The sequence below is a fragment of the Pseudomonas svalbardensis genome (assembly GCF_030053115.1).
Lineage (GTDB): Bacteria > Pseudomonadota > Gammaproteobacteria > Pseudomonadales > Pseudomonadaceae > Aquipseudomonas > Aquipseudomonas svalbardensis.
The window spans coordinates 2,129,770-2,148,977 of sequence record NZ_CP125619.1 but is presented as its reverse complement, the minus strand read 5'-3'; the positions used below and the strand labels follow the sequence as shown (position 1 = coordinate 2,148,977).

Annotated in this window: 14 protein-coding genes and 1 other RNA gene; 4 read left to right on the top strand and 11 right to left on the bottom strand. The window is 59.9% G+C overall.

Features of this window, described 5'->3' with window-relative positions; translation table 11 throughout:
- Positions 1-51 precede the first annotated feature (51 nt).
- Together fnr and QFX16_RS09775 are read left to right on the top strand one after the other, a co-directional pair.
- A complete protein-coding gene (gene fnr, locus QFX16_RS09780) occupies positions 52-786 on the top strand; it encodes a fumarate/nitrate reduction transcriptional regulator Fnr (protein WP_046047868.1) in 735 nt (244 codons plus the stop codon).
- A 79-nt stretch (positions 787-865) separates the two neighbouring features.
- On the top strand, positions 866-1,414 hold the full coding sequence (locus QFX16_RS09775) for an adenine phosphoribosyltransferase (RefSeq protein WP_283183752.1): 549 nt from the start codon (positions 866-868) through the stop codon (positions 1,412-1,414).
- 151 nt (positions 1,415-1,565) lie between these two features.
- On the opposite strand, the gene QFX16_RS09770 is transcribed toward QFX16_RS09775, so the two are convergent.
- The 5 genes from QFX16_RS09770 to dnaX all read right to left on the bottom strand — a co-directional run bounded on the left by QFX16_RS09770 (position 1,566) and on the right by dnaX (position 7,282).
- Positions 1,566-2,714, bottom strand: coding sequence for an acyl-CoA dehydrogenase family protein (locus tag QFX16_RS09770; protein WP_283183751.1), 1,149 nt, complete (start codon positions 2,712-2,714; stop codon positions 1,566-1,568).
- A gap of 198 nt (positions 2,715-2,912) precedes the next feature.
- A complete protein-coding gene (recR, locus tag QFX16_RS09765; protein ID WP_046047871.1) occupies positions 2,913-3,515 on the bottom strand; it encodes a recombination mediator RecR in 603 nt (200 codons plus the stop codon).
- Positions 3,516-3,580: 65 nt separating this feature from the next.
- Complete coding sequence (gene curA, locus QFX16_RS09760) at positions 3,581-4,615, bottom strand: NADPH-dependent curcumin/dihydrocurcumin reductase (RefSeq protein WP_283183750.1); 1,035 nt, start codon at positions 4,613-4,615, stop codon at positions 3,581-3,583.
- A gap of 176 nt (positions 4,616-4,791) precedes the next feature.
- Entirely contained in the window at positions 4,792-5,130 is a 339-nt protein-coding gene (locus tag QFX16_RS09755) for a YbaB/EbfC family nucleoid-associated protein (protein WP_008028561.1), read from the bottom strand.
- A gap of 67 nt (positions 5,131-5,197) precedes the next feature.
- Positions 5,198-7,282 (bottom strand): DNA polymerase III subunit gamma/tau, encoded by a 2,085-nt coding sequence (gene dnaX, locus QFX16_RS09750; RefSeq protein ID WP_283183749.1) that lies wholly within the window; start codon positions 7,280-7,282, stop codon positions 5,198-5,200.
- Positions 7,283-7,426: 144 nt separating this feature from the next.
- On the opposite strand from dnaX, the gene QFX16_RS09745 reads away from it, so the two are divergent.
- Positions 7,427-8,191, top strand: a complete 765-nt coding sequence (locus QFX16_RS09745; protein WP_283183748.1) for a substrate-binding periplasmic protein — start codon at positions 7,427-7,429, stop codon at positions 8,189-8,191.
- On the opposite strand, the gene QFX16_RS09740 is transcribed toward QFX16_RS09745, so the two are convergent.
- Entirely contained in the window at positions 8,188-9,888 is a 1,701-nt protein-coding gene (locus QFX16_RS09740) for a putative bifunctional diguanylate cyclase/phosphodiesterase (protein WP_283183747.1), read from the bottom strand. The two genes, QFX16_RS09745 and QFX16_RS09740, sit on opposite strands and share 4 nt — an antisense overlap.
- Before the next feature lie 283 nt (positions 9,889-10,171).
- Here QFX16_RS09740 and QFX16_RS09735 point away from each other — a divergent pair, with 283 nt between their 5' ends.
- The gene (locus QFX16_RS09735) at positions 10,172-10,486 is read left to right on the top strand and encodes a helix-turn-helix domain-containing protein (protein ID WP_283183746.1); all 315 of its coding nucleotides are present in this window, start codon (positions 10,172-10,174) and stop codon (positions 10,484-10,486) included.
- A gap of 181 nt (positions 10,487-10,667) precedes the next feature.
- Here the strand turns inward: QFX16_RS09735 and ffs are convergent.
- The 5 genes from ffs to smc form a co-directional block, all read right to left on the bottom strand.
- Positions 10,668-10,764: signal recognition particle sRNA small type (gene ffs / locus QFX16_RS09730), an RNA gene on the bottom strand.
- 147 nt (positions 10,765-10,911) lie between these two features.
- Entirely contained in the window at positions 10,912-12,075 is a 1,164-nt protein-coding gene (locus QFX16_RS09725) for a zinc-binding metallopeptidase family protein (RefSeq protein WP_283183745.1), read from the bottom strand.
- Between the two features lie 81 nt (positions 12,076-12,156).
- Positions 12,157-14,514: an NAD-dependent DNA ligase LigA gene (gene ligA, locus QFX16_RS09720; RefSeq protein WP_283183744.1), complete on the bottom strand. Its 2,358-nt coding sequence runs from the start codon at positions 14,512-14,514 to the stop codon at positions 12,157-12,159.
- A 91-nt stretch (positions 14,515-14,605) separates the two neighbouring features.
- A complete protein-coding gene (gene zipA, locus QFX16_RS09715; protein ID WP_283183743.1) occupies positions 14,606-15,460 on the bottom strand; it encodes a cell division protein ZipA in 855 nt (284 codons plus the stop codon).
- A 258-nt stretch (positions 15,461-15,718) separates the two neighbouring features.
- Complete coding sequence (gene smc, locus QFX16_RS09710) at positions 15,719-19,207, bottom strand: chromosome segregation protein SMC (RefSeq protein ID WP_283183742.1); 3,489 nt, start codon at positions 19,205-19,207, stop codon at positions 15,719-15,721.
- Position 19,208 lies beyond the last annotated feature (1 nt).

Genomic DNA, 19,208 nt, shown 5'->3' with positions numbered 1-19,208 from the left:
CCGTGGGTTACCCTTACGGCTTATGTGTGTTTTCCCACAAGGATTGAAGAAATGTCCGAGCCAGTAAAGCTGCGCGCTCATAGTCAGGCCCATTGCAAGGATTGCAGCCTGGCCCCCCTCTGCTTGCCACTTTCTTTGAATCTGGAAGACATGGATGCGCTGGACGAAATCGTTAAACGTGGCCGCCCGCTGAAAAAGGGCGAATTCCTGTTCCGCCAGGGCGACACCTTCGATTCCGTTTATGCAGTACGCTCTGGCGCCCTGAAGACCTTCAGCCTGAGCGATGGCGGCGAAGAACAACTCACCGGTTTCCACCTGCCGAGCGAACTGGTCGGCCTGTCGGGCATGGACACCGAAAAACACCCGGTCTCGGCGCAAGCCATGGAAACCACATCGGTGTGTGAAATCCCTTTCGAACGCCTCGACGAACTGGCGCTGCAACTGCCGCAACTGCGCCGTCAGTTGATGCGCGTGATGAGTCGCGAGATTCGCGACGATCAGCAAATGATGTTGCTGCTGTCGAAGAAAACCGCCGACGAGCGGATCGCCACGTTCCTGGTCAACCTGTCGGCCCGTTTCCGCGCCCGGGGGTTCTCGGCCAACCAGTTCCGACTGAGCATGTCGCGCAACGAAATCGGCAATTACCTGGGCCTGGCGGTGGAAACCGTGTCCCGGGTGTTCACGCGCTTCCAGCAAAACGAACTGATCGCCGCCGAAGGCAAGGAAATCCATATCCTCGACCCGATCCAGCTCTGCGCCCTGGCCGGCGGCTCGCTAGACGGCTGATTTCGGCGATGGCGGCTGAGCGAAACGGTTCAGCCGCCGTTATACTGCGTCGTTTGCAGCCTGCCAGGACACTTCGACGATGGTCTTCGACTCCTTCGACATCAAATCCCTCATCCGCCCTGTGATCGACTTTCCCAAGCCGGGCGTGATCTTTCGCGACATTACCCCGCTGTTCCAGTCGCCCAAGGCCCTGCGCCTGGTGATGGACAGCTTCGCCCACCGTTATGTCGAGGCTGACTTCACCCACATCGGTGCGATGGACGCTCGCGGCTTTCTGATCGGTTCGGTCCTGGCCTATCAGCTGAACAAGCCGCTGGTGCTGTTCCGCAAGCAAGGCAAACTGCCGGCCGACGTGCTGGCCGAGGGTTATGCGACCGAATACGGCGAAGCCTTCCTCGAAGTCCACGCCGACAGCCTGTGCGAGGGCGATTCGGTGGTGATGTTCGATGACCTGATCGCCACGGGCGGGACGCTGATTGCGGCGGCGAACCTGGTTCGACGCATGGGTGCCCGGGTTCATGAAGCGGCGGCGATCATTGATTTGCCAGAGCTGGGCGGATCGCAGCGTCTGGAAGATATGGGGATTCCGACGTTTTGCCTGACGCAGTTTGCGTTGTCTGATAAGTAACGCGGCGTCTGCACCGACGCTATCGCGAGCAGGCTCGCTCCCACAGTTAATCTCTGTCGTGCACAAAACTTGGGTACACAGAAAATCCCCTGTGGGAGCGAGCCTGCTCCGGGCGGCGTTCCGACGATGGCGTCAGCCGCCACACCGCAGATTAGAGCCCCATCTGCTTGCTGATGATCTCGTTCATCACTTCCCGCGTCCCCCCACCGATCGACAAAATCCGGTTATCGCGGTACAGCCGCTCCACCAGGCTCTCGCGCATATAACCGAGGCCACCCAAAATCTGCACCGCATCCGTAGTAATCCGGTCAGCCGTGTCAGTCGCAAAATTCTTGGCCATGGAAATCTCCTTGATCACACTCTGCCCCGCCGCCATTTTCGCCGCCTGGCGGTAGGTGAATTCCCGTGACACCTCCAGCGCCGTGGCCATTTCGGCAAGGCGATGCTTGAGCACCTGAAACTTGCCGATGGGCTTACCGAATGCTTCACGCTGGTGAGCCCATTTCAGGCTTTCTTCCAGCGCCAGTTGCGCGGTCATGTTGGCCATTAGCGCCAGCGCCAGGCGTTCGCTCTGGAAGTTGCCCATGATGCAGGCGAAGCCCATGTTTTCGGCACCAATCAGATTGCCTACCGGCACCCGGCAATCGTCGAAGAACAGCTCGGCGGTGTCCGACGCCCACCAGCCCATTTTCTTCAACTGACGGCCGACGGTAAAACCAGGCGTGCCCTTCTCGATCAACAGCAGGCTGATGCCACCGAACCCCGGCGCACCGGTGCGCACCGCGACGGTGTAGAAATCCGCGCGGACGCCGCTGGTTATAAAGGTTTTACTGCCGCAGACGCGGTAGAAGTCGCCGTCACGCACGGCGCGGGTTTGCAGATTGGCGACGTCGGAGCCACCACTGGGCTCGGTAACGGCCAGGGCGCTGATCTTCTCGCCGGCAAGCACCTGCGGCACAACGCGATCGCGGACTTCAGGCCTGGCCCACTTGAGGATCGGCGGCAGGCCGATGTCCAGCGAGCCGAGCCCCGCCACCACACCGCCGGAGCCACAGCGCATCAGCTCTTCGCTGGCGGCGACCTTGGCGAACAGATCACCTTCGTGGCTGCCGCCCAGGGCTTCGGGATAACCGATCCCCAGAATCCCCGCCGCGCCGGCCTTGAGGTAGAGCTCGCGGGGAAAGCTTTCGGCTTCTTCCCACTGGTCGATGTCCGGCAAGATTTCGCGCTCGACGAAACGTCTGACGCTGTCGCGAACCAATTGGTGGCTGGGGTCGAAGTATTCCTGAAAGGCAGGCATCGGCGATCTCCACTGAAGGTTCAGCGAAGTTAACCGAGCGCTTGCTTGGTTTTCAACAGGATTGTGTGAATCAGATAAACCCAGGCGCGTCCTTCGCGAGCAGGCTCGCTCCCACAGGGGTTTTGTGAACACCACAAATCCAATGTGGGAGCGACGGTGCGACGATTCGACCTGCTCGCGAAGGCGCCAATTCAAACGCTACAAAACGATCGGCTTACGCCCGGCAAACGAATGCGCCAACGTCCCGCCATCCACCAATTCCAGCTCGCCACCCAACGGCACACCATGAGCGATGCGCGAGGCGATCAGGCCTTTGTTGCTGAGCAATTGGGCAATGTAATGCGCTGTCGCCTCGCCTTCCACGGTCGGGTTTGTCGCCAGAATGACTTCAGTGAACGTGCCCGCCTCTTCGATCCGCGCCAGCAGTTGCGGAATACCGATAGCTTCCGGCCCAAGTCCGTCGAGTGGCGACAGATGGCCCTTGAGCACAAAGTAGCGACCACGAAAACCGGTCTGCTCCACCGCGTAAACGTCCATCGGCCCTTCCACCACGCAGAGCAAGGTGTCGTCGCGACGGGTATCGGCGCATTGCGGGCAGAGGTCGTCTTCGGTCAGGGTGCGACACAACCGGCAATGGCCCACCCCTTCCATGGCCTGGCTCAGCGCCAGCGCCAGGCGAGAGCCGCCGCTGCGATCACGCTCGAGCAGCTGCAACGCCATGCGTTGGGCAGTTTTCTGACCCACACCTGGCAAAATTCGCAGGGCGTCGATCAGTTGGCGAATCAAAGGGCTGAAGCTCATGGGGAAAAGTCCGACAAAACAACGAGACGCGGTTTATACCCGCGCCTCTGTTTAGCGTCAATTACTCAGTCCTGGGCGACCCGCACAACCAGTTTGCCGAAGTTGCGTCCTTCCAGCAGACCGATGAACGCTTCAGGTGCCTGCTCCAGGCCGTCGACCATGTCTTCGCGGAACTTCACCTTGCCGTCGCGCACCCACGGCGCCATGGCGCTGACGAATTCCGGCTGACGATCACCGTAGTCGTCGAACACGATGAAGCCCTGGATTCGCACACGTTTGGTCAGTAGCGTGCGCTGCAATTGCGGCAGACGATCCGCCCCGGTCGGTGCTTCGTGAGCGTTGTAGGACGCGATCAGGCCGCAGAGTGGAATTCGCGCCTTGGGCTTGAGCAGTGGCAGCACGGCATCGAACACCTTGCCGCCGACGTTTTCGTAATAGATGTCGATGCCCTCGGAGCACGCCTTGGCCAATTCATCGGCGAAGTTCGGGCTCTTGTGATCGATGCAGGCATCAAAACCCAGCTCATCGACCACATAACGGCACTTGTCCGCGCCACCGGCCACGCCAACCACGCGCAAGCCCTTGATCTTCGCCACCTGGCCGACCACCGAACCCACGGCGCCGGATGCAGCCGCAACCACCAGGGTTTCACCGGCCGTGGGCTGGCCGATGTCCATCAGGCCCATGTAAGCGGTCATTCCGGGCATGCCCAACACGCCCAACGCCATTGACGGGCTCGGCAGCCCGGACGGCACCGGAATGATGTCGCGACCGTCGCTGATGCTGTGGCTCTGCCAACCGGTAGAACCGACCACCAGATCACCTTCGTGGAATTTCGGATTCAGCGAGCGCTCGACCCGGCTGACAGCGCCACCGGTCATCACCTCGCCGATTTCAACCGGTGCCGCGTAGGACGGCGCGTCGCTCATACGCCCGCGCATGTAGGGATCGAGTGACAGATAAAGAGTCTTGAGCAGCACCTGACCGTCGGCGAGGTCCGGCAGCGCAACGCGCTCCAGACGGAAATTCTCCGGCGTCGGTGCGCCTACCGGGCGGGACGCCAGGACGATACGTTGGTTGAGGGTCAATGCGTCTGGCATGTGAGCGTCTCCTTTGATCGATGAATTCGACGGTATAGGGGAGCAGACCGTTGTGGCGGTTTCGCGTTCGATGTTTCTGGTCCCGATCGTTCCAACGCTCTGCGTATGGCAGAAACAAAAATGCCAGGCGCAATGCCTGGCATTTTTTTGTAGCCCATCCGACGCGCTTTGGCGAATCAGAATGGCAGTTTCATACCCGGTGGCAGTTGCATGCCAGCGGTCATGCCGGACATTTTGTCCTGGCTGTTGGCTTCGATCTTGCGCACGGCATCGTTGACGGCGGCGGCGAACACGGCCTCCAGCATCTCTTTGTCGTCTTCGCTCAAGCCTTCGACCAGGCTTGGATCGATGGTCACGCGCTTGACGTCGTGACGACCGGTCATCACCACGGTGACCATATCGCCACCGGCTTTACCGGTGACTTCGGCGTTGGCCAGCTCTTCCTGCATCTTGGCCATTTTTTCCTGCATCTGCTGTGCCTGCTTCATCAGGCCGGCCATGCCACCTTTCATCATGGGAATCACCTCAAAAGTACTTGGATAAATACAGCGCCCGGCCCTTTCGGCCGAACACCTTCAGTTACTAGCCCTGAGTGACCAGGGTCTCGACAGGTTCAATAGTATCGTTACGGACCACCGCACCGAACTGCTGCATCATTTGCTGGATGAACGGATCACCGTGGATCGACTCTTCGGCCTCGCGCTGACGGTTCGCACGGCGACGGGACGCAGCCTGGGCCGGGGTTTCCTGCTCGGGCTTGATCAACTCCATGCGCAGGGTCAGCGTACGCCCGTGAAACTGGTTCAACGCATCGTTCAAGCGACGCTGCTGAGTCGCGTTGAACAACGCGCTGTGGGCCGGGTCCAGGTGCATCAGCCAATTGTCACCCTCGACAGCGATCAGCGTGCAGTTGGCGGCGATGCTGCCGGTCATGCCGGAGATCGGCAGTTTCGGGAACAACTCCAGCCATTGCAGCGCCAGACCGGTGGCCGGCATGGCGGCCGGTTCAGGCTCGGCTTCCGGCGCTGGCTCGGCGGTGTGTTCGCTGGCCAGTTCATCGAGGTAGCTGTAGGCCGATTCCATATCCGGCTCGATGTAGTCCTCGTCCAGCGGCGGCTCGTCGTCCAGGTCCATGCCCGGCGTCGCGGCATCGACTTCGGCCACCGACGGCTCCGGAATCGGCGCAGCGGCCCACTCCGGTGCGTCCGGCACCACGCTGTCGGGGGTCGGCAACGGCATCGGCGCCAATTCGGGTTGTTCGCTGGCAGTTTCCAGCACCGGCTCGACGGCGGGTTGCTGAACGACTTCGGGCTCTATCGGGTCGTTCCACGGCAGATCGACGACGGCTTCGACCGCTGCTGGCTCAACGACAGGCTCGGGCGCGACGACGGGCGCAACCGGCTCAGGCTCGGGCGCTTGCACTGGAGCAACCACCGCCGCCACCGGCGCAGGTGCGACGGGGGCAACTGCCGCAGCGACTACCGGCGCAACCACGGGCGCGGCAGCCACTGAATTTGTGGAATCAACTGTGGCTTGGCTGATCCCCACTGGCTTTAGCGGTTGCCTCGGAGCGTCCGAGGTGTCTGCCGGGCGGAACGCGAGCATTCGCAGCAGGACCATTTCGAAGCCACCGCGCGGGTCGGGCGCCAGCGGCAAGTCGCGGCGACCGATCAGGCCCATCTGATAATAAAACTGCACGTCTTCGGCTGGCAGAGCCTGAGCCAGTGCCAGCACCCGGTCACGGTCGCCATGACCGTTGTCGACGCCTTCAGGCAGGGCCTGGGCGATGGCGACACGGTGCAGCACGTTGAGAATTTCCGAGAGCACGCCGTTCCAGTCCGGGCCTTGTTCGGCCAGGTGACGAACGGCTTCGAGCAAGGCCTTGGCGTCGCCTTCGATCAGCGCGTGCAAAACGTCGTAGACCTGACCGTGATCGAGCGTGCCGAGCATCGCCCGTACGTCGGCGGCCATGACTTTGCCTTCACCGAAGGCGATGGCCTGGTCGGTCAGGCTCATGGCGTCGCGCATCGAACCGTCGGCAGCACGGCCCAGCAGCCACAGCGCGTCGTCTTCGAACGGCACGTTCTCAACGCCCAGCACGTGGGTCAAATGCTCGACCACCCGCTCCGGCGTCATGTTCTTCAGAGAGAACTGCAGGCACCGCGAAAGAATGGTTGCAGGAAGTTTCTGCGGATCGGTGGTCGCCAGGATGAACTTGACGTAGGGCGGCGGCTCTTCAAGGGTTTTCAACAGCGCATTGAAGGAATGGCTGGAGAGCATGTGCACTTCGTCGATCAGGTAGACCTTGAAGCGCCCGCGGCTCGGCGCGTACTGCACGTTGTCGAGCAGTTCGCGGGTATCCTCGACCTTGGTCCGGCTCGCGGCGTCGATCTCGATCAGGTCGACAAAGCGACCTTCATCAATCTCGCGGCACACCGAGCACTCGCCGCAAGGCGTTGAAGTGATACCTGTTTCACAGTTCAGGCATTTGGCGATGATCCGCGCGATGGTGGTCTTGCCGACCCCGCGGGTACCGGTAAACAGATAGGCGTGGTGCAGCCGCTGGCTGTCCAAGGCATTGATCAGAGCCTTGAGCACATGGGTCTGGCCGACCATTTCGCGGAACGAGCGCGGACGCCATTTACGTGCAAGAACCTGATAACTCATCGAAAACCGTCGCAACGAAGGAACAGAAGCGGCTAATGCTATCGGAGCAAGGCCAAAATTGCATCCGGTGCGCTCGTCTAATCTGGCTAAGATGGTCTTTGGGGGGCTTCTATCGGCTCGGGTTTTATCAGCACCGGAGCGTTTATGCGGCGGGTCTTGGGGGCACTGCTGATGATCAGCCTGAATGTCGCTGGCGCCGAGCCGCCATTGCGCTTTGTGGTGCCCGACAGTTGGACGATGCCGATGGTGCAACTGGAACGCGGCCACCCCACCCAAGGCATCCTGCACGACGTGATGGTCAGCCTAGCAACCCAGGTCGGCGTGCCGGCCCAATTTCACGTGCTGCCTCGCACGCGAGTGCAAAACGCCATGGAGCACGGCGAAGTCGATATCCGCTGCTATGCGGCGCAGTCCTGGCAGCCGAATCAGTCCGGGGATTACATCTGGAGCATTCCACTTTGGTTTCAGCGCGACATGCTGATCAGCCGGCCAGATCCGCTGACCTCAGTGACGCCTGCGGACTTGTCGCGACAATCCATCGGCGCGGTACTCGGCTACAGCTACCCGACCCTGCTACCGCTGTTCGACGCCGACCGACTGCATCGCGAAGACGCGCGCAACCAGGAACAGGTGCTGGAAAAACTCCTGGCCGGACGCTATCACTACGCCGTGAGCAATCAATGGACGCTGGACTGGTTCAATCAGCGCCTGCTGCCTGGCCGGCAACTGCAAGGCGTGGCGGTTTTGCAGGAACAGAGTGTCGGTTGTTATGTTCGCAACGATCCCAAGGTGCCTGTGCAGCGCATTTTGCGCACCTTGGTGCGAATGAAAATGTCCGGGGAAATCGACGACATTATCCGGCTCTACATTGGTGGCGAGCCACTCAAGGCGCCCAATGGCAAGCCCTAGCCTGCCTGCTCCAGCACCTGCCATTGCGTGGGTGCGACAAAACCCTCGACCCAGCCCGCCACCTCTGCGGGCGGCATCGGCCGGGCAATGAAGTAGCCTTGAGCAACTTCGCAGCCCAGGCGCAGCAGCAATTCACCGTGCTCGATACTTTCCAGCCCTTCGGCGATCACCTGCCGGCCAAAGGCCCGAGCCAGGCCAATGACCGCCATGGTCAGGGCCAGATCATCACGATCATTAACGATGTCGCGCACGAACGACTTGTCGATCTTGATGGTTTGGGTTTGCAAACGCTTGAGGTAGCTCAGGGACGAATAACCGGTGCCGAAGTCCCCCAATGAAAACTGCACCCCCAGCGCCTGACAGGCCTGTAAACAGGCACTGACATGCTGGATGTTTTCGATCGCCACCGACTCGACGATTTCCAGATCGAGCATGTGCGGAGCCACCTGGCTATGCCGGGCGAGCACGTGCTTGAGCCGGTCGACGAAATCCGCGCGCTGGAAATGTCGTGCCGCAATATTAATGCTGACTGGCCAGCCCTGCCCCGCTTGCTGCCAATGGTGCAACTGCGACAGGACCTGATCCATTACCCACTCACCAATATCGATGATCAGGTCCGTTTCTTCCACCAGCGGCAAAAACTCCCGGGTCGGCATCAAGCCGTGTTGCGGATGCTCCCAACGTAACAACGCCTCGAAGCCGACAACCTCGCCACGACGCATGTTCACCTTGGGCTGAAAATGCACACGCAACTCACCGGCAGCCAGCGCCTGGCGCACTCGCGCGACCGTCTGGTGAGTGGCCTTGACCTCCTGATCCCGGGACACGTCGAACAAATGAAAGCGATTGCGACCGCGTTGTTTCGCCACGTACATGGCCTGATCGGCATGACGCAACAGGGTTTCGGCGTCTTCATTGTCGTCGGGGAACAAGGTAACGCCGATACTGGCAAACACATTGACGCTCTTGCCATGCAGCGAGTACGGAGCCGAAATAGCGCCGAGCACCCGGTTCAACGCCGCACGCAGTTCCGCCAGATCTCGCACGTATCGCAACACCAGCACAAACTCGTCACCGGCCAACCGTGCCACCACATCTTCGCCGCGAACAATGGCGCGCAAACGCTTGGCCACCTCGACCAACAGCAGATCGCCACTGGCATGCCCGTAGCCATCATTGACCGCTTTGAAGCCGTCGAGATCGAGCATGCATACCGCCAGCGGGATGTTTTCGTGACGAGAGAACTCCAGCGCCTGATCCAGCAAATCCGAGAGGAACGCGCGATTCGGCAGCCCGGTCAGCACGTCATGCCCCACCCGCCATTGCAGTGAATGCAGCAACTGGTGTTTTTCGCTGATGTCGAAACGAATCGAAAGATAACGGTCAACCCGCCCGGTAGCGTCATCGAGCACCGGCACCATGGTGCTGTCGACCCAATACAGGCTGCCGTCCTTGGCGCGATTACAAATCTCGCCTTTCCAGACCTTGCCCAAGGCGATGGTGCGCCACATCGCCGCGAAGAATTCGGCGGAGTGCAGACCCGAGTTGAGGAGACGATGGTTCTGTCCGAGCAGTTCTTCGCGACTGTAGCCGGACACGGCACAGAACCGATCGTTGACGTGGGTGATCCGGCCGCACAAATCGGTCTCGGAAAAAATCGCGGCGGCATCCACGGCCCTGCGGTATTTCTCATCCATGAGTCAGGCTCGCTGTGGCTAGCGGTGATACCGCTCGACCCGTGCAGGATGCCCGGAAGAGGTGTTTTTATAGGTAATGCGCAGCAACACGATATCACTCCATGAACAGTGTTTGATGGCCTCCTGACAGCAGAGATCAACTAACCTTAAAGGCCCAAAATACCTATTTTGAGCGGCGATTCTACGAAACGCATCACATTTTGCAAAGCAAGGTGATGGATCATGCAGTTGTCTAATGCAAAAATCTATCGTTAAGTTCTTGATTCTAAATGGGAATTAAGCGATGCAAATTTCAAGTTTGGGTGCGGCCATTCGGCGCTACCGCAAGGTCGCTGGGCTTACTCAGGCTGAACTCGGCGAAAAAACCGGTTTTGACCCCAAAACCATCAGCCGCTTCGAAACCGGCACCTACACCCCCAGCGTGGAAGCTTTGTTCCTGCTTGCCGATGTGTTGGGCGTGAAGCTGAAAGCCTTTTTCGCAGATTTAGGCGATGAAGATGAACAGCGGGCGTATCTGTTCGGTGTCATACATAAAGCCACCCCGAAGGATCTGGGAAAGCTGATTGCAGCGGTTGACCAGGCCTTGTCCAAGCCTTAGAGCCAGAAATAAAAAAGGAGGCCGAGCTGTCGCATTCGACAGCCCGGCCTCCTTTTATGTGTTCGCTCTGAAAACCGGAAACGAAAAAACACCGCCCAGGACAAGATCCGTGGCAGAGCAACAAGAATGTATTTTTAGACAGATAACGCGAGAGAGGACTCGCGGTGCGTTATGGAGGCAACCCCACCAGCCACACCCCGGCACACAATGTTCCCGCTGTGGCTGCTTCCTTCCGGATCTGACCAGGTTCACGGGTAATCGTTGCGGGGGGACCGATGGGGTCACCATAACGACGCTCACCTGACGGCGAGCCGCGCCATTGTACCTATCTGAGACGAAGTTACAACCGTTCGGGGGGATTAAAAAATATGTGCTGCTTCAAGGACATGCGCAACCCCTGAAAAGATCGCAGCCTGCGGCAGCTCCTACCCCTGCAACACCTCATCCGCCCGGCCGCCCTCCTGCTGGATCACCAGGTGGATGAAGTGCAGCTTGGCGATTACTGCCGGCGGCAGGACGAATGGATAGAAATCCGGCTGGCCCATGCTGCGTGACAGTTCATTGAGCATGCCCGCCAGTTCGATCCATGCATTGACGAATGACAGGAACGCCGCGCCACCGGGATGCTGTGGATCGTAGAGGGTGCTGGGGGGAAATGGCTGATAGTCGAAGTCCATCTCCCTGGCACTCATTCCGAAACCCAGCGCCGTATCCACCGCGTCCATCATGTGCAGGTAGTGAGCCCAGGTTTCGGCCCAGTCCTCCCACGGATGCATGGTCGCGTAGGCGCTGACGTAATGTTGCTGCCAGTCGAGCGGCGCACCTTGCTGGTAATGCCGTTCGAGGGCGTCGGCATAGCTGGCGCGTTCGTCGCCGAACAGGCCGCGAAACGGTTCCAGCCAATGACTGTTGGCGATCAACCGATCCCAGTAGTAATGCCCGACTTCATGCCGAAAATGCCCGAGCAGCGTGCGGTAAGGTTCGTGCATCTGCACCCGAAGCTGCTCGCGATGGGCGTCGTCGGCTTCTTTGATATCGAGGGTGATCAGACCGTTGGCGTGACCGGTGGTTGGCGGCTTGCCTTCGAGGTCGACACCAATAAAATCGAAAGCCAGCCCCGTCTCTTCGTCCACGGTTTTGGGAATCACCTGCAAACCCAAGCTGACCAACTGTGCGACCAGACGCCGCTTGGCCGTTTCGACCTTGCGCCAGCGTTCGTGGTTTTCGGCAATCGACAGGTCGGGGATGGTGTGGTTCAGGCTACAGGCGATGCATAACGCATCGTGGTCATTGGCGGGCAACAACCAATTGCACGCGGCCGGGGAATCGAGGTTGGCGCAGCGGCGCAAGACACCGGCTTCGGGATCGGCGTCGAGCAACCAGGTATCTGCCTGCAAGCCGGGCTGCAGCGACGATAGGCGACTCTGCTCCGGTTGATAACCCAACGCCGCCGAACACGCCAGACACTGGCTGTTGCGAAAAAACAGCGGCTGCCCGCAGCGACACTGCCAGACCTTGCTGTTGCGCGAGCTTTCGCCGATGAAGGGCGCGGCGATGCGTGTACTGAGCTGTTCGAAGAAGCGGTACATGGCGATCTCTCCCTGGGGCTTGCCAAGACTAGATCATTGCCGCGCGAAGATCGTTCCCACGCTCTGCGTGGTAACGATCAACTAAACCGCAATACCGTGCTTGCCGAGAAACTTGACAAACGCTTCTTCATCCAGAACCTTCAACCCCAACTCATTGGCCTTCGCCAACTTCGAGCCGGCACCCGGCCCAGCGACCACACAATGAGTCTTGGCCGATACCGAGCCCGCCACCTTGGCACCGAGACTTTCAAGTTTGTCCTTGGCGATGTCGCGGCTCATCAACTCCAGCGAACCGGTCAGCACCCAGGTCTGCCCGGCCAACGGCAAGCCTTCAACGACTTTCTTCTCGCTCTGCCAGTGCATGCCGAAATCACGCAGCTGTTTCTCGGCGGCTTCAGCAATTTGGCGATTTTGCGCAACTGCAAAGAACTCCCGAACCGAAGTGGCCTGTTTCTCCGGCAGCGCCTGACGCATATCCAGCCAGTCGGCGCTGAAAACCCCTTCAAGCGAACCAAACTTGTCCGCCAATTTCTGCGCCCCACCCGGCCCCACCGAAGGTATGTGCAACTTGTCGAGGAAACCGCCCAACGTAGTGCTGGCAGCAAACTCGGCGCCCAGCTCACCCTGATCCTGAATCTGCAGGCCATGCTTGAGCAGATCCTTGATCACCTGCTGGTTATGCGCATCTTCAAAGAAGCTGTGAATCTCATAAGCCACTTCCAGGCCCACGTCCGGCAAGTACGTGAGCACTTGCGGCAAGGCTTGCTGAACCCGCTCCAGCGAGCCGAGAGAACGCGCCAGCACCTTGGCCGTCTCTTCGCCGACATCGGGAATCCCGAGGGCGTAGATGAAGCGTGCCAGGCTCGGCTTCTTGCTGTCTTCGATGGCGCTGAGCAGGTTCTTGCTCGACAGTTCGGCAAAGCCTTCCAGATCGACGATTTGCTCGAACGTCAGCGCGTACAAATCGGCCGGCGAATTCACCAGTCCTTCATCTACTAACTGCTCGACGCTCTTCTCTCCCAGACCTTCGATGTCCATCGCGCGACGGGAGACGAAGTGAATGATTGCCTGCTTGAGTTGCGCACCGCAGGCCAGACGACCGACGCAGCGGTACACCGCGCCTTCGCTGACGGTCTCGCGACCTTTGCTGCGCTTGACCAGTTGCGTGCGCTCGACATGCGAGCCACAGACCGGGCACTTCTCAGGAATCTGCACGGCTCGCGCGGTTTCCGGGCGACGCTCCATGACCACCTGCACCACCTGCGGAATCACATCGCCTGCGCGGCGGATGATCACGGTGTCGCCAATCATCAGGCCCAGACGCGCCACTTCGTCCATGTTGTGCAGCGTTGCGTTGGCCACGGTCACACCGGCGACCTTGACCGGCTTCAAGCGCGCCACCGGCGTCACCGCGCCGGTGCGACCGACCTGGAATTCCACGTCGAGCAATTCAGTGAGCTCTTCCATGGCCGGGAATTTGTGCGCGATCGCCCAGCGCGGTTCACGAGCACGGAAGCCCAGCTCACGCTGAGAGGCAATGCTGTTGACCTTGAACACCACGCCGTCGATTTCGTAGGGCAGCGAATTTCGGCGCTCGCCGATGTCACGGTAGTAATCCAGGCATTCATCAATACCCTGAGCCAGTTTCAACTCATGACTGATCGGCATGCCCCAAGCCTTGAGCTGCTGCAGATTGCCAATGTGCGTATCAGCAATATCAGCCGAAATCTGGCCGATGCCATAGCAACAGAACTCCAGCGGACGGTTGGCCGTGATCTTCGAATCGAGCTGACGCAAGCTGCCAGCCGCCGCGTTGCGCGGATTGGCGAAGGTCTTGCCGCCGACTTCCAGCTGCGTGGCGTTGAGGCGTTCGAAACCGGCCTTGGACATGAACACTTCACCGCGCACTTCCAGGGTCGCCGGCCAGCCAGTACCGTGCAGCTTGAGCGGAATGTTGCGCACGGTACGGACGTTGACGCTGATGTCTTCGCCGGTGGTGCCATCGCCTCTAGTCGCACCGCGCACCAGCACGCCGTCCTGATACAACAAGCTGACTGCCAGGCCATCGAGTTTGGGTTCACAGCTGTATTCCACCGCCGCGCCGCCGCCGAACAAGTCGCCAACCGGCAGGTCGAGACCTTCAGTCACCCGACGATCGAACTCGCGCATGTCGGTTTCTTCGAAGGCGTTACCGAGGCTGAGCATCGGTACTTCGTGGCGAACCTGAGTGAACGCCGACAGCGCCGCACTGCCGACACGTTGGGTCGGCGAGTCGCTGGTGATCAGTTCGGGATGCGCCGCTTCGAGGGCCTTGAGCTCGTGGAACAACCGGTCGTATTCGGCGTCCGGAATGCTCGGCTCGTCCAGCACGTGGTAGCGATAGTTATGCTGATCCAGCTCAGCACGCAGCTCTAGAATGCGGTTTTTGGCGGCGGTCATGGGTGTTCTCTCATAAAGCAAAAGAGCAGCCGAGGCTGCTCAATCTATTTTGCTGATCGTCCCGCGCGCGGCGCGGGAACAACCTTTTGAATCAACGCTTCTGGGTCAGGGCGCGACGTTCGAATTCAACGATGCGCTGACGGTAATGCTCGATCGTCTGGGCAGTCAGCACGCTGCGCTGATCGTCTTTCAGTTCGCCGTTCAGCTCCTGAGACAGTTTGCGCGCCGCGGCCACCATCACGTCGAAGGCTTGCTTCGGATGACGCGGGCCTGGCAGACCGAGGAAGAAGCTCACTGCCGGTGTGCTGAAGTGGTCGATGTCGTCCAGATCGAAAACACCCGGCTTGACCGCATTGGCCATCGAGAACAGGACCTCGCCATTGCCGGCCATGCTTTCGTGGCGGTGGAAGATGTCCATCTCGCCGAAACGCAGACCGCTTTCCAGAATGTTCTGCAACAGCGCCGGGCCTTTGAAGCCGGCGGCGTCACGGCAAATCACGCTGATCACCAGCACTTCTTCGGCTTGCGGTTGTTCCTTGTCGCTGGCCGAACTCGAAGCCTTGGTGTCATCCGGGAAATCGTCGTCACGGCTGCTGAAGCTCGGGCCGCCGTCCAGATCCAGACTGAGGTTCATGTCGCCCTGGGAAGGCTCGCCATGGCCACGCTTGCCGCGCTTGGAACCCGACTCACGCGGTTCACGGGCAGGCATGCTCACCGACGGCAGATCGTGCTCGTCCAGTTGCGGCTCTTTATGCGTATCCAGCACACGGGGCGGGCCCAACAGCTCGGCGCTGGTGTCCTCGTCCTGCAAGTTGGACAAACTTCGGTCGAGACGGAATTTCAGTTTCCCCTTGCCGCCGCGCATGCGACGCCAGCCATCGAAAAGAATACCGGCAATGACAATAATGCCGATGACGATCAGCCACTCGCGCAGACCGATTTCCATGTAATCCCGTGCCTCTATAAAAAATGCTGAAAAATAAGAGGTTTACAACTCGTAAACCGCTTTAAAACGTGGCGCCAACTCTATGTTCTGACAGGCGTTTTGCCCACGTATACGAAAAATTGACATTAAACTAGCACGACCAAAGGCAACTTTACACCGTCTGTCACAACGGCTTGCGCGATTATGTCGATTGGCCAGCAAGTCAGGGCAGGTAAATAAGTCCTACAACTCAAAAATACCTCTCCTACAAGCGCCGACTCAGGCATCCACCATCGCCATCGCCTCCTCGACATCCACTGCCACCAGACGCGAACAACCCGGCTCGTGCATCGTCACCCCCATCAGTTGCTCGGCCATTTCCATGGCGATCTTGTTGTGGGTGATATAGATGAACTGCACCGTCTGCGACATCTCTTTGACCAGCCGTGCGTAGCGTCCAACGTTAGCGTCATCCAATGGCGCGTCAACTTCATCGAGCATGCAGAACGGCGCCGGATTCAACTTGAAGATGGCAAAAACCAGAGCCAGGGCAGTCAGGGCTTTTTCGCCACCGGAGAGCAAATGGATGGTGCTGTTCTTCTTTCCTGGCGGCTGCGCCATGATCGTTACCCCTGTATCGAGTAGATCTTCGCCCGTCAGTTCCAAATACGCGCGGCCTCCCCCGAAAACTTTTGGGAAAAGGGCCTGTAAACCGCCATTGATCTGATCAAAGGTATCTTTGAAGCGGTTTCGGGTTTCCTTGTCGATCTTGCGAATCACGTTTTCGAGCGTATCCAGCGCCTCGACCAGATCGTCGTTCTGCGCATCCAGATAACGTTTACGCTCGGATTGTTGCTGGTATTCGTCGATGGCCGCCAGGTTGATCGCACCGAGACGCTGAATGCGCGCGGCAATGCGTTCGAGTTCTTCTTCCGCGTCTTTCTCGTTGGCGTCGGCCACCAGGGTGGCGAGCACGCCGTGGAGGTCGTAACCGTCTTCCAGCAACTGATCTTCCAAGGTCTTGCGGCGCACGGTCAGGGCCTGCCATTCCATGCGTTGTGTTTCCATCTGCCCCCGAATCAACTGCGATTGCTGCTCGGCCTGGTTGCGACGTTTTTCCGCATCACGCAATTCACGGTCAGCGTCTTCCAGAGCGATCTGCGCAGTCTTTAGTTCTTCGTCGACGGTCATGCGTTTGTCGAGCAGCTCTTCAAGCTTCAGGCGCAATTCCTCCAGCGGCGCTTCGCCCTCCTCCAGGTTGAGACTCAGCTGTTCGCGCTTCTCGGTCAGGCGCTCGGATTGCATCTCCAGACGTTCCAGCGCCTGACGCGTCGAGTCGTGTTGTGCCTTGAGCGAACCCAGACGCACCGCCAGTTGATGGGCGTGATCCTTGTGCTGCCGGGCTTCCTGCCGCACCCGATCGAGTCGCTCGCGCAAGCTGTCGCGCTGAGCCAGCAGCAACTCGCGCTGCTCGGTGTCCAGCGCCATGCTGTCGAGGGCTTCCTGCAATTGCAGACGCGCTTCGCCGATATTTTCGTGCTCCAGAGCGCGTTGCTCAGCCAATTCGGTGAGTTCTTCGTCCAGGCGTGTACGACGCAGGGTCAGTTGTTCGGCCTTGGCTTTGCCGGCGGACAACTGGGCTTTAAATTCACCTTGCTGACGGGCTTCGTCTTGCAGCAGACGGCGCAGATGTTCGCGACCGTTTTCCTGCTGACGCTGTTGCGCCCTGAGATTCTGAAGTTGGGTTTCCAGGGTTTCGACCGTGGCTTCGCGCTCATCGCGCTCGAGGCCCAGACGCTGGATTTCCTGACCTCGAGCCAGTACACCGCTTTCCGCTTCGCTGGCCCGACGTACGCGCAAAAAGTGTCGACCGACCCAGTATCCGTCGCGGCTGATCAGACTCTGGCCGGCGGTCAATTGATTGCGCAGGGCCAACGCCTGTTCGAGGCTGTCGACCGGTTTAACCTGCCCCAACCATGGCGCCAGATCGATCTGCGCTTCCACTTTATCGAGCAAGCTGCCGGGCACGCGCACGCCATCACTGGCGGGGCTGAGCAAACGCAAATCGCCCTGGGCAAAACCGGCCAGATCGAAGTCACCGAAGTCATCTACCAGCACCGCTTGCAGGTCGGCGCCGAGCACGGTTTCCACCGCCAGCTCCCAACCGGCTTCGACTTTCAGGCCTTCGGCCAGACGCGGACGGTCCGCCAAATGTTGTTCGCGCAGCCATTCTGCGGTACCGGTGCCGGGATCGAGCGCGGCTTGCTGCAAGGCCTCAAGGGAGGCAAGGCGACCGTTCAGACGCTGCAAGTCGCCCTGAGCCTGTTGCTGATTTTGCAGCGCTAATTGCAATTCCTGACGCAGTTGCTCAAGGCGTTCGACCTGGGCTTCTTCGCTGGCCTGTAAATCTTCAAGCGTTGCTTCGCTGGCGGTGAGTTGCTCGCTGAGTTCCATGATCGCCGCCTCTTCCGGGTCTGCCGAGAGCAAGGCGCGCTCTTCGCCGAGACGCTTCTGACGATCGGCCAGGCGCTCCATGCTGGTTTCCAGCTGCTGGATCCGCGACTGCTGAACTTCGGATTGGCGGCGCGGTTCGGCGGCCGTCAGGTTGAAGGTGTCCCACTGTTCCTGCCAGGCGTGCATGGTGGTTTCGGATTCTTCCAGCGCGGCGGCGGCTTCTTCGGCGGCGGCGCTGGTGACTTCCTGTTCGGGGGTGAGCACGTCCAGCTCTTCGCCCAGCGTTAGCAGCAAGGTGCGGTCGTGGCCCAAGTGAGACTCGGTTTCCAGACGCGCGCGCTCGGCTTCTTTCAGGTCGTCCTGCAATTGGCGCAAACGCTGCTGACCGTGCTGGATGCTCTGCTCGACCCGGGCGATGTCGCCGCCGACCGAATAGAAGCGCCCCTGCACCAGATTGAAGCGCTCGGACAAGTCGTGGTGACCGTCGCGCAGGCGTTCAATGGCCGCGTCGGCATTGCGCTGCTCCGCAACCAGGGCTTCGAACGTGACTTCCTGATTGCCGATGATCGCTTCGCGCTGACCAACCTGTTCATTCAACGCCTGCCAGCGCAAGGCCGACAGTTGGGCCTTGAGCTGACGCTCCTCGCCCTTGTATTCCTGATACTTCTTGGCGGCCTCGGCCTGGCGGTACAAGCGTTCAAGCTGACGCTCGAGTTCTTCGCGCAGGTCGGTCAGGCGGGCCAGGTTCTCGTGGGTGCGGCGGATGCGGTTTTCAGTCTCGCGCCGGCGCTCCTTATACTTGGAAATGCCCGCCGCTTCTTCAATAAAGTTGCGCAGGTCTTCGGGCTTGGACTCGATCAGCTTGGAGATCATCCCCTGCTCGATAATCGAGTAGCTGCGCGGGCCGAGGCCGGTGCCGAGGAAGATATCCGTGATATCGCGACGACGGCATTTGGTGCCGTTGAGGTAGTAAGTGGTCTGGCTGTCGCGCGTCACTTTGCGGCGAATGGAAATTTCCGCGTAGGCCGCGTATTCGCCGAGCAGGGTGCCGTCGGAGTTATCGAACACCAGCTCGATGCTGGCCTGGCTCACCGGTTTACGGCTGGTTGAGCCGTTGAAGATGACGTCGGTCATCGACTCGCCGCGCAGGTTCTTGGCCGAACTCTCGCCCATCACCCAACGCACGGCGTCGATGATGTTCGACTTGCCGCAACCATTGGGCCCGACCACCGCCGCCATGTTACTGGGGAAGTTCACCGTGGTCGGGTCGACGAAGGATTTGAACCCCGCCAGTTTGATGCACTTTAGCCGCACG

Excerpts from the sequence above, each read along its gene's own strand:
- fnr (WP_046047868.1), top strand. The coding sequence starts at position 52 with ATGTCCGAGCCAGTAAAGCTGCGCGCTCATAGTCAGGCCCATTGCAAG.
- QFX16_RS09775 (WP_283183752.1), top strand. The coding sequence starts at position 866 with ATGGTCTTCGACTCCTTCGACATCAAATCCCTCATCCGCCCTGTGATC.
- QFX16_RS09770 (WP_283183751.1), bottom strand. The coding sequence starts at position 2,714 with ATGCCTGCCTTTCAGGAATACTTCGACCCCAGCCACCAATTGGTTCGC.
- recR (WP_046047871.1), bottom strand. The coding sequence starts at position 3,515 with ATGAGCTTCAGCCCTTTGATTCGCCAACTGATCGACGCCCTGCGAATT.
- curA (WP_283183750.1), bottom strand. The coding sequence starts at position 4,615 with ATGCCAGACGCATTGACCCTCAACCAACGTATCGTCCTGGCGTCCCGC.
- QFX16_RS09755 (WP_008028561.1), bottom strand. The coding sequence starts at position 5,130 with ATGATGAAAGGTGGCATGGCCGGCCTGATGAAGCAGGCACAGCAGATG.
- dnaX (WP_283183749.1), bottom strand. The coding sequence starts at position 7,282 with ATGAGTTATCAGGTTCTTGCACGTAAATGGCGTCCGCGCTCGTTCCGC.
- QFX16_RS09745 (WP_283183748.1), top strand. The coding sequence starts at position 7,427 with ATGCGGCGGGTCTTGGGGGCACTGCTGATGATCAGCCTGAATGTCGCT.
- QFX16_RS09740 (WP_283183747.1), bottom strand. The coding sequence starts at position 9,888 with ATGGATGAGAAATACCGCAGGGCCGTGGATGCCGCCGCGATTTTTTCC.
- QFX16_RS09735 (WP_283183746.1), top strand. The coding sequence starts at position 10,172 with ATGCAAATTTCAAGTTTGGGTGCGGCCATTCGGCGCTACCGCAAGGTC.
- QFX16_RS09725 (WP_283183745.1), bottom strand. The coding sequence starts at position 12,075 with ATGTACCGCTTCTTCGAACAGCTCAGTACACGCATCGCCGCGCCCTTC.
- ligA (WP_283183744.1), bottom strand. The coding sequence starts at position 14,514 with ATGACCGCCGCCAAAAACCGCATTCTAGAGCTGCGTGCTGAGCTGGAT.
- zipA (WP_283183743.1), bottom strand. The coding sequence starts at position 15,460 with ATGGAAATCGGTCTGCGCGAGTGGCTGATCGTCATCGGCATTATTGTC.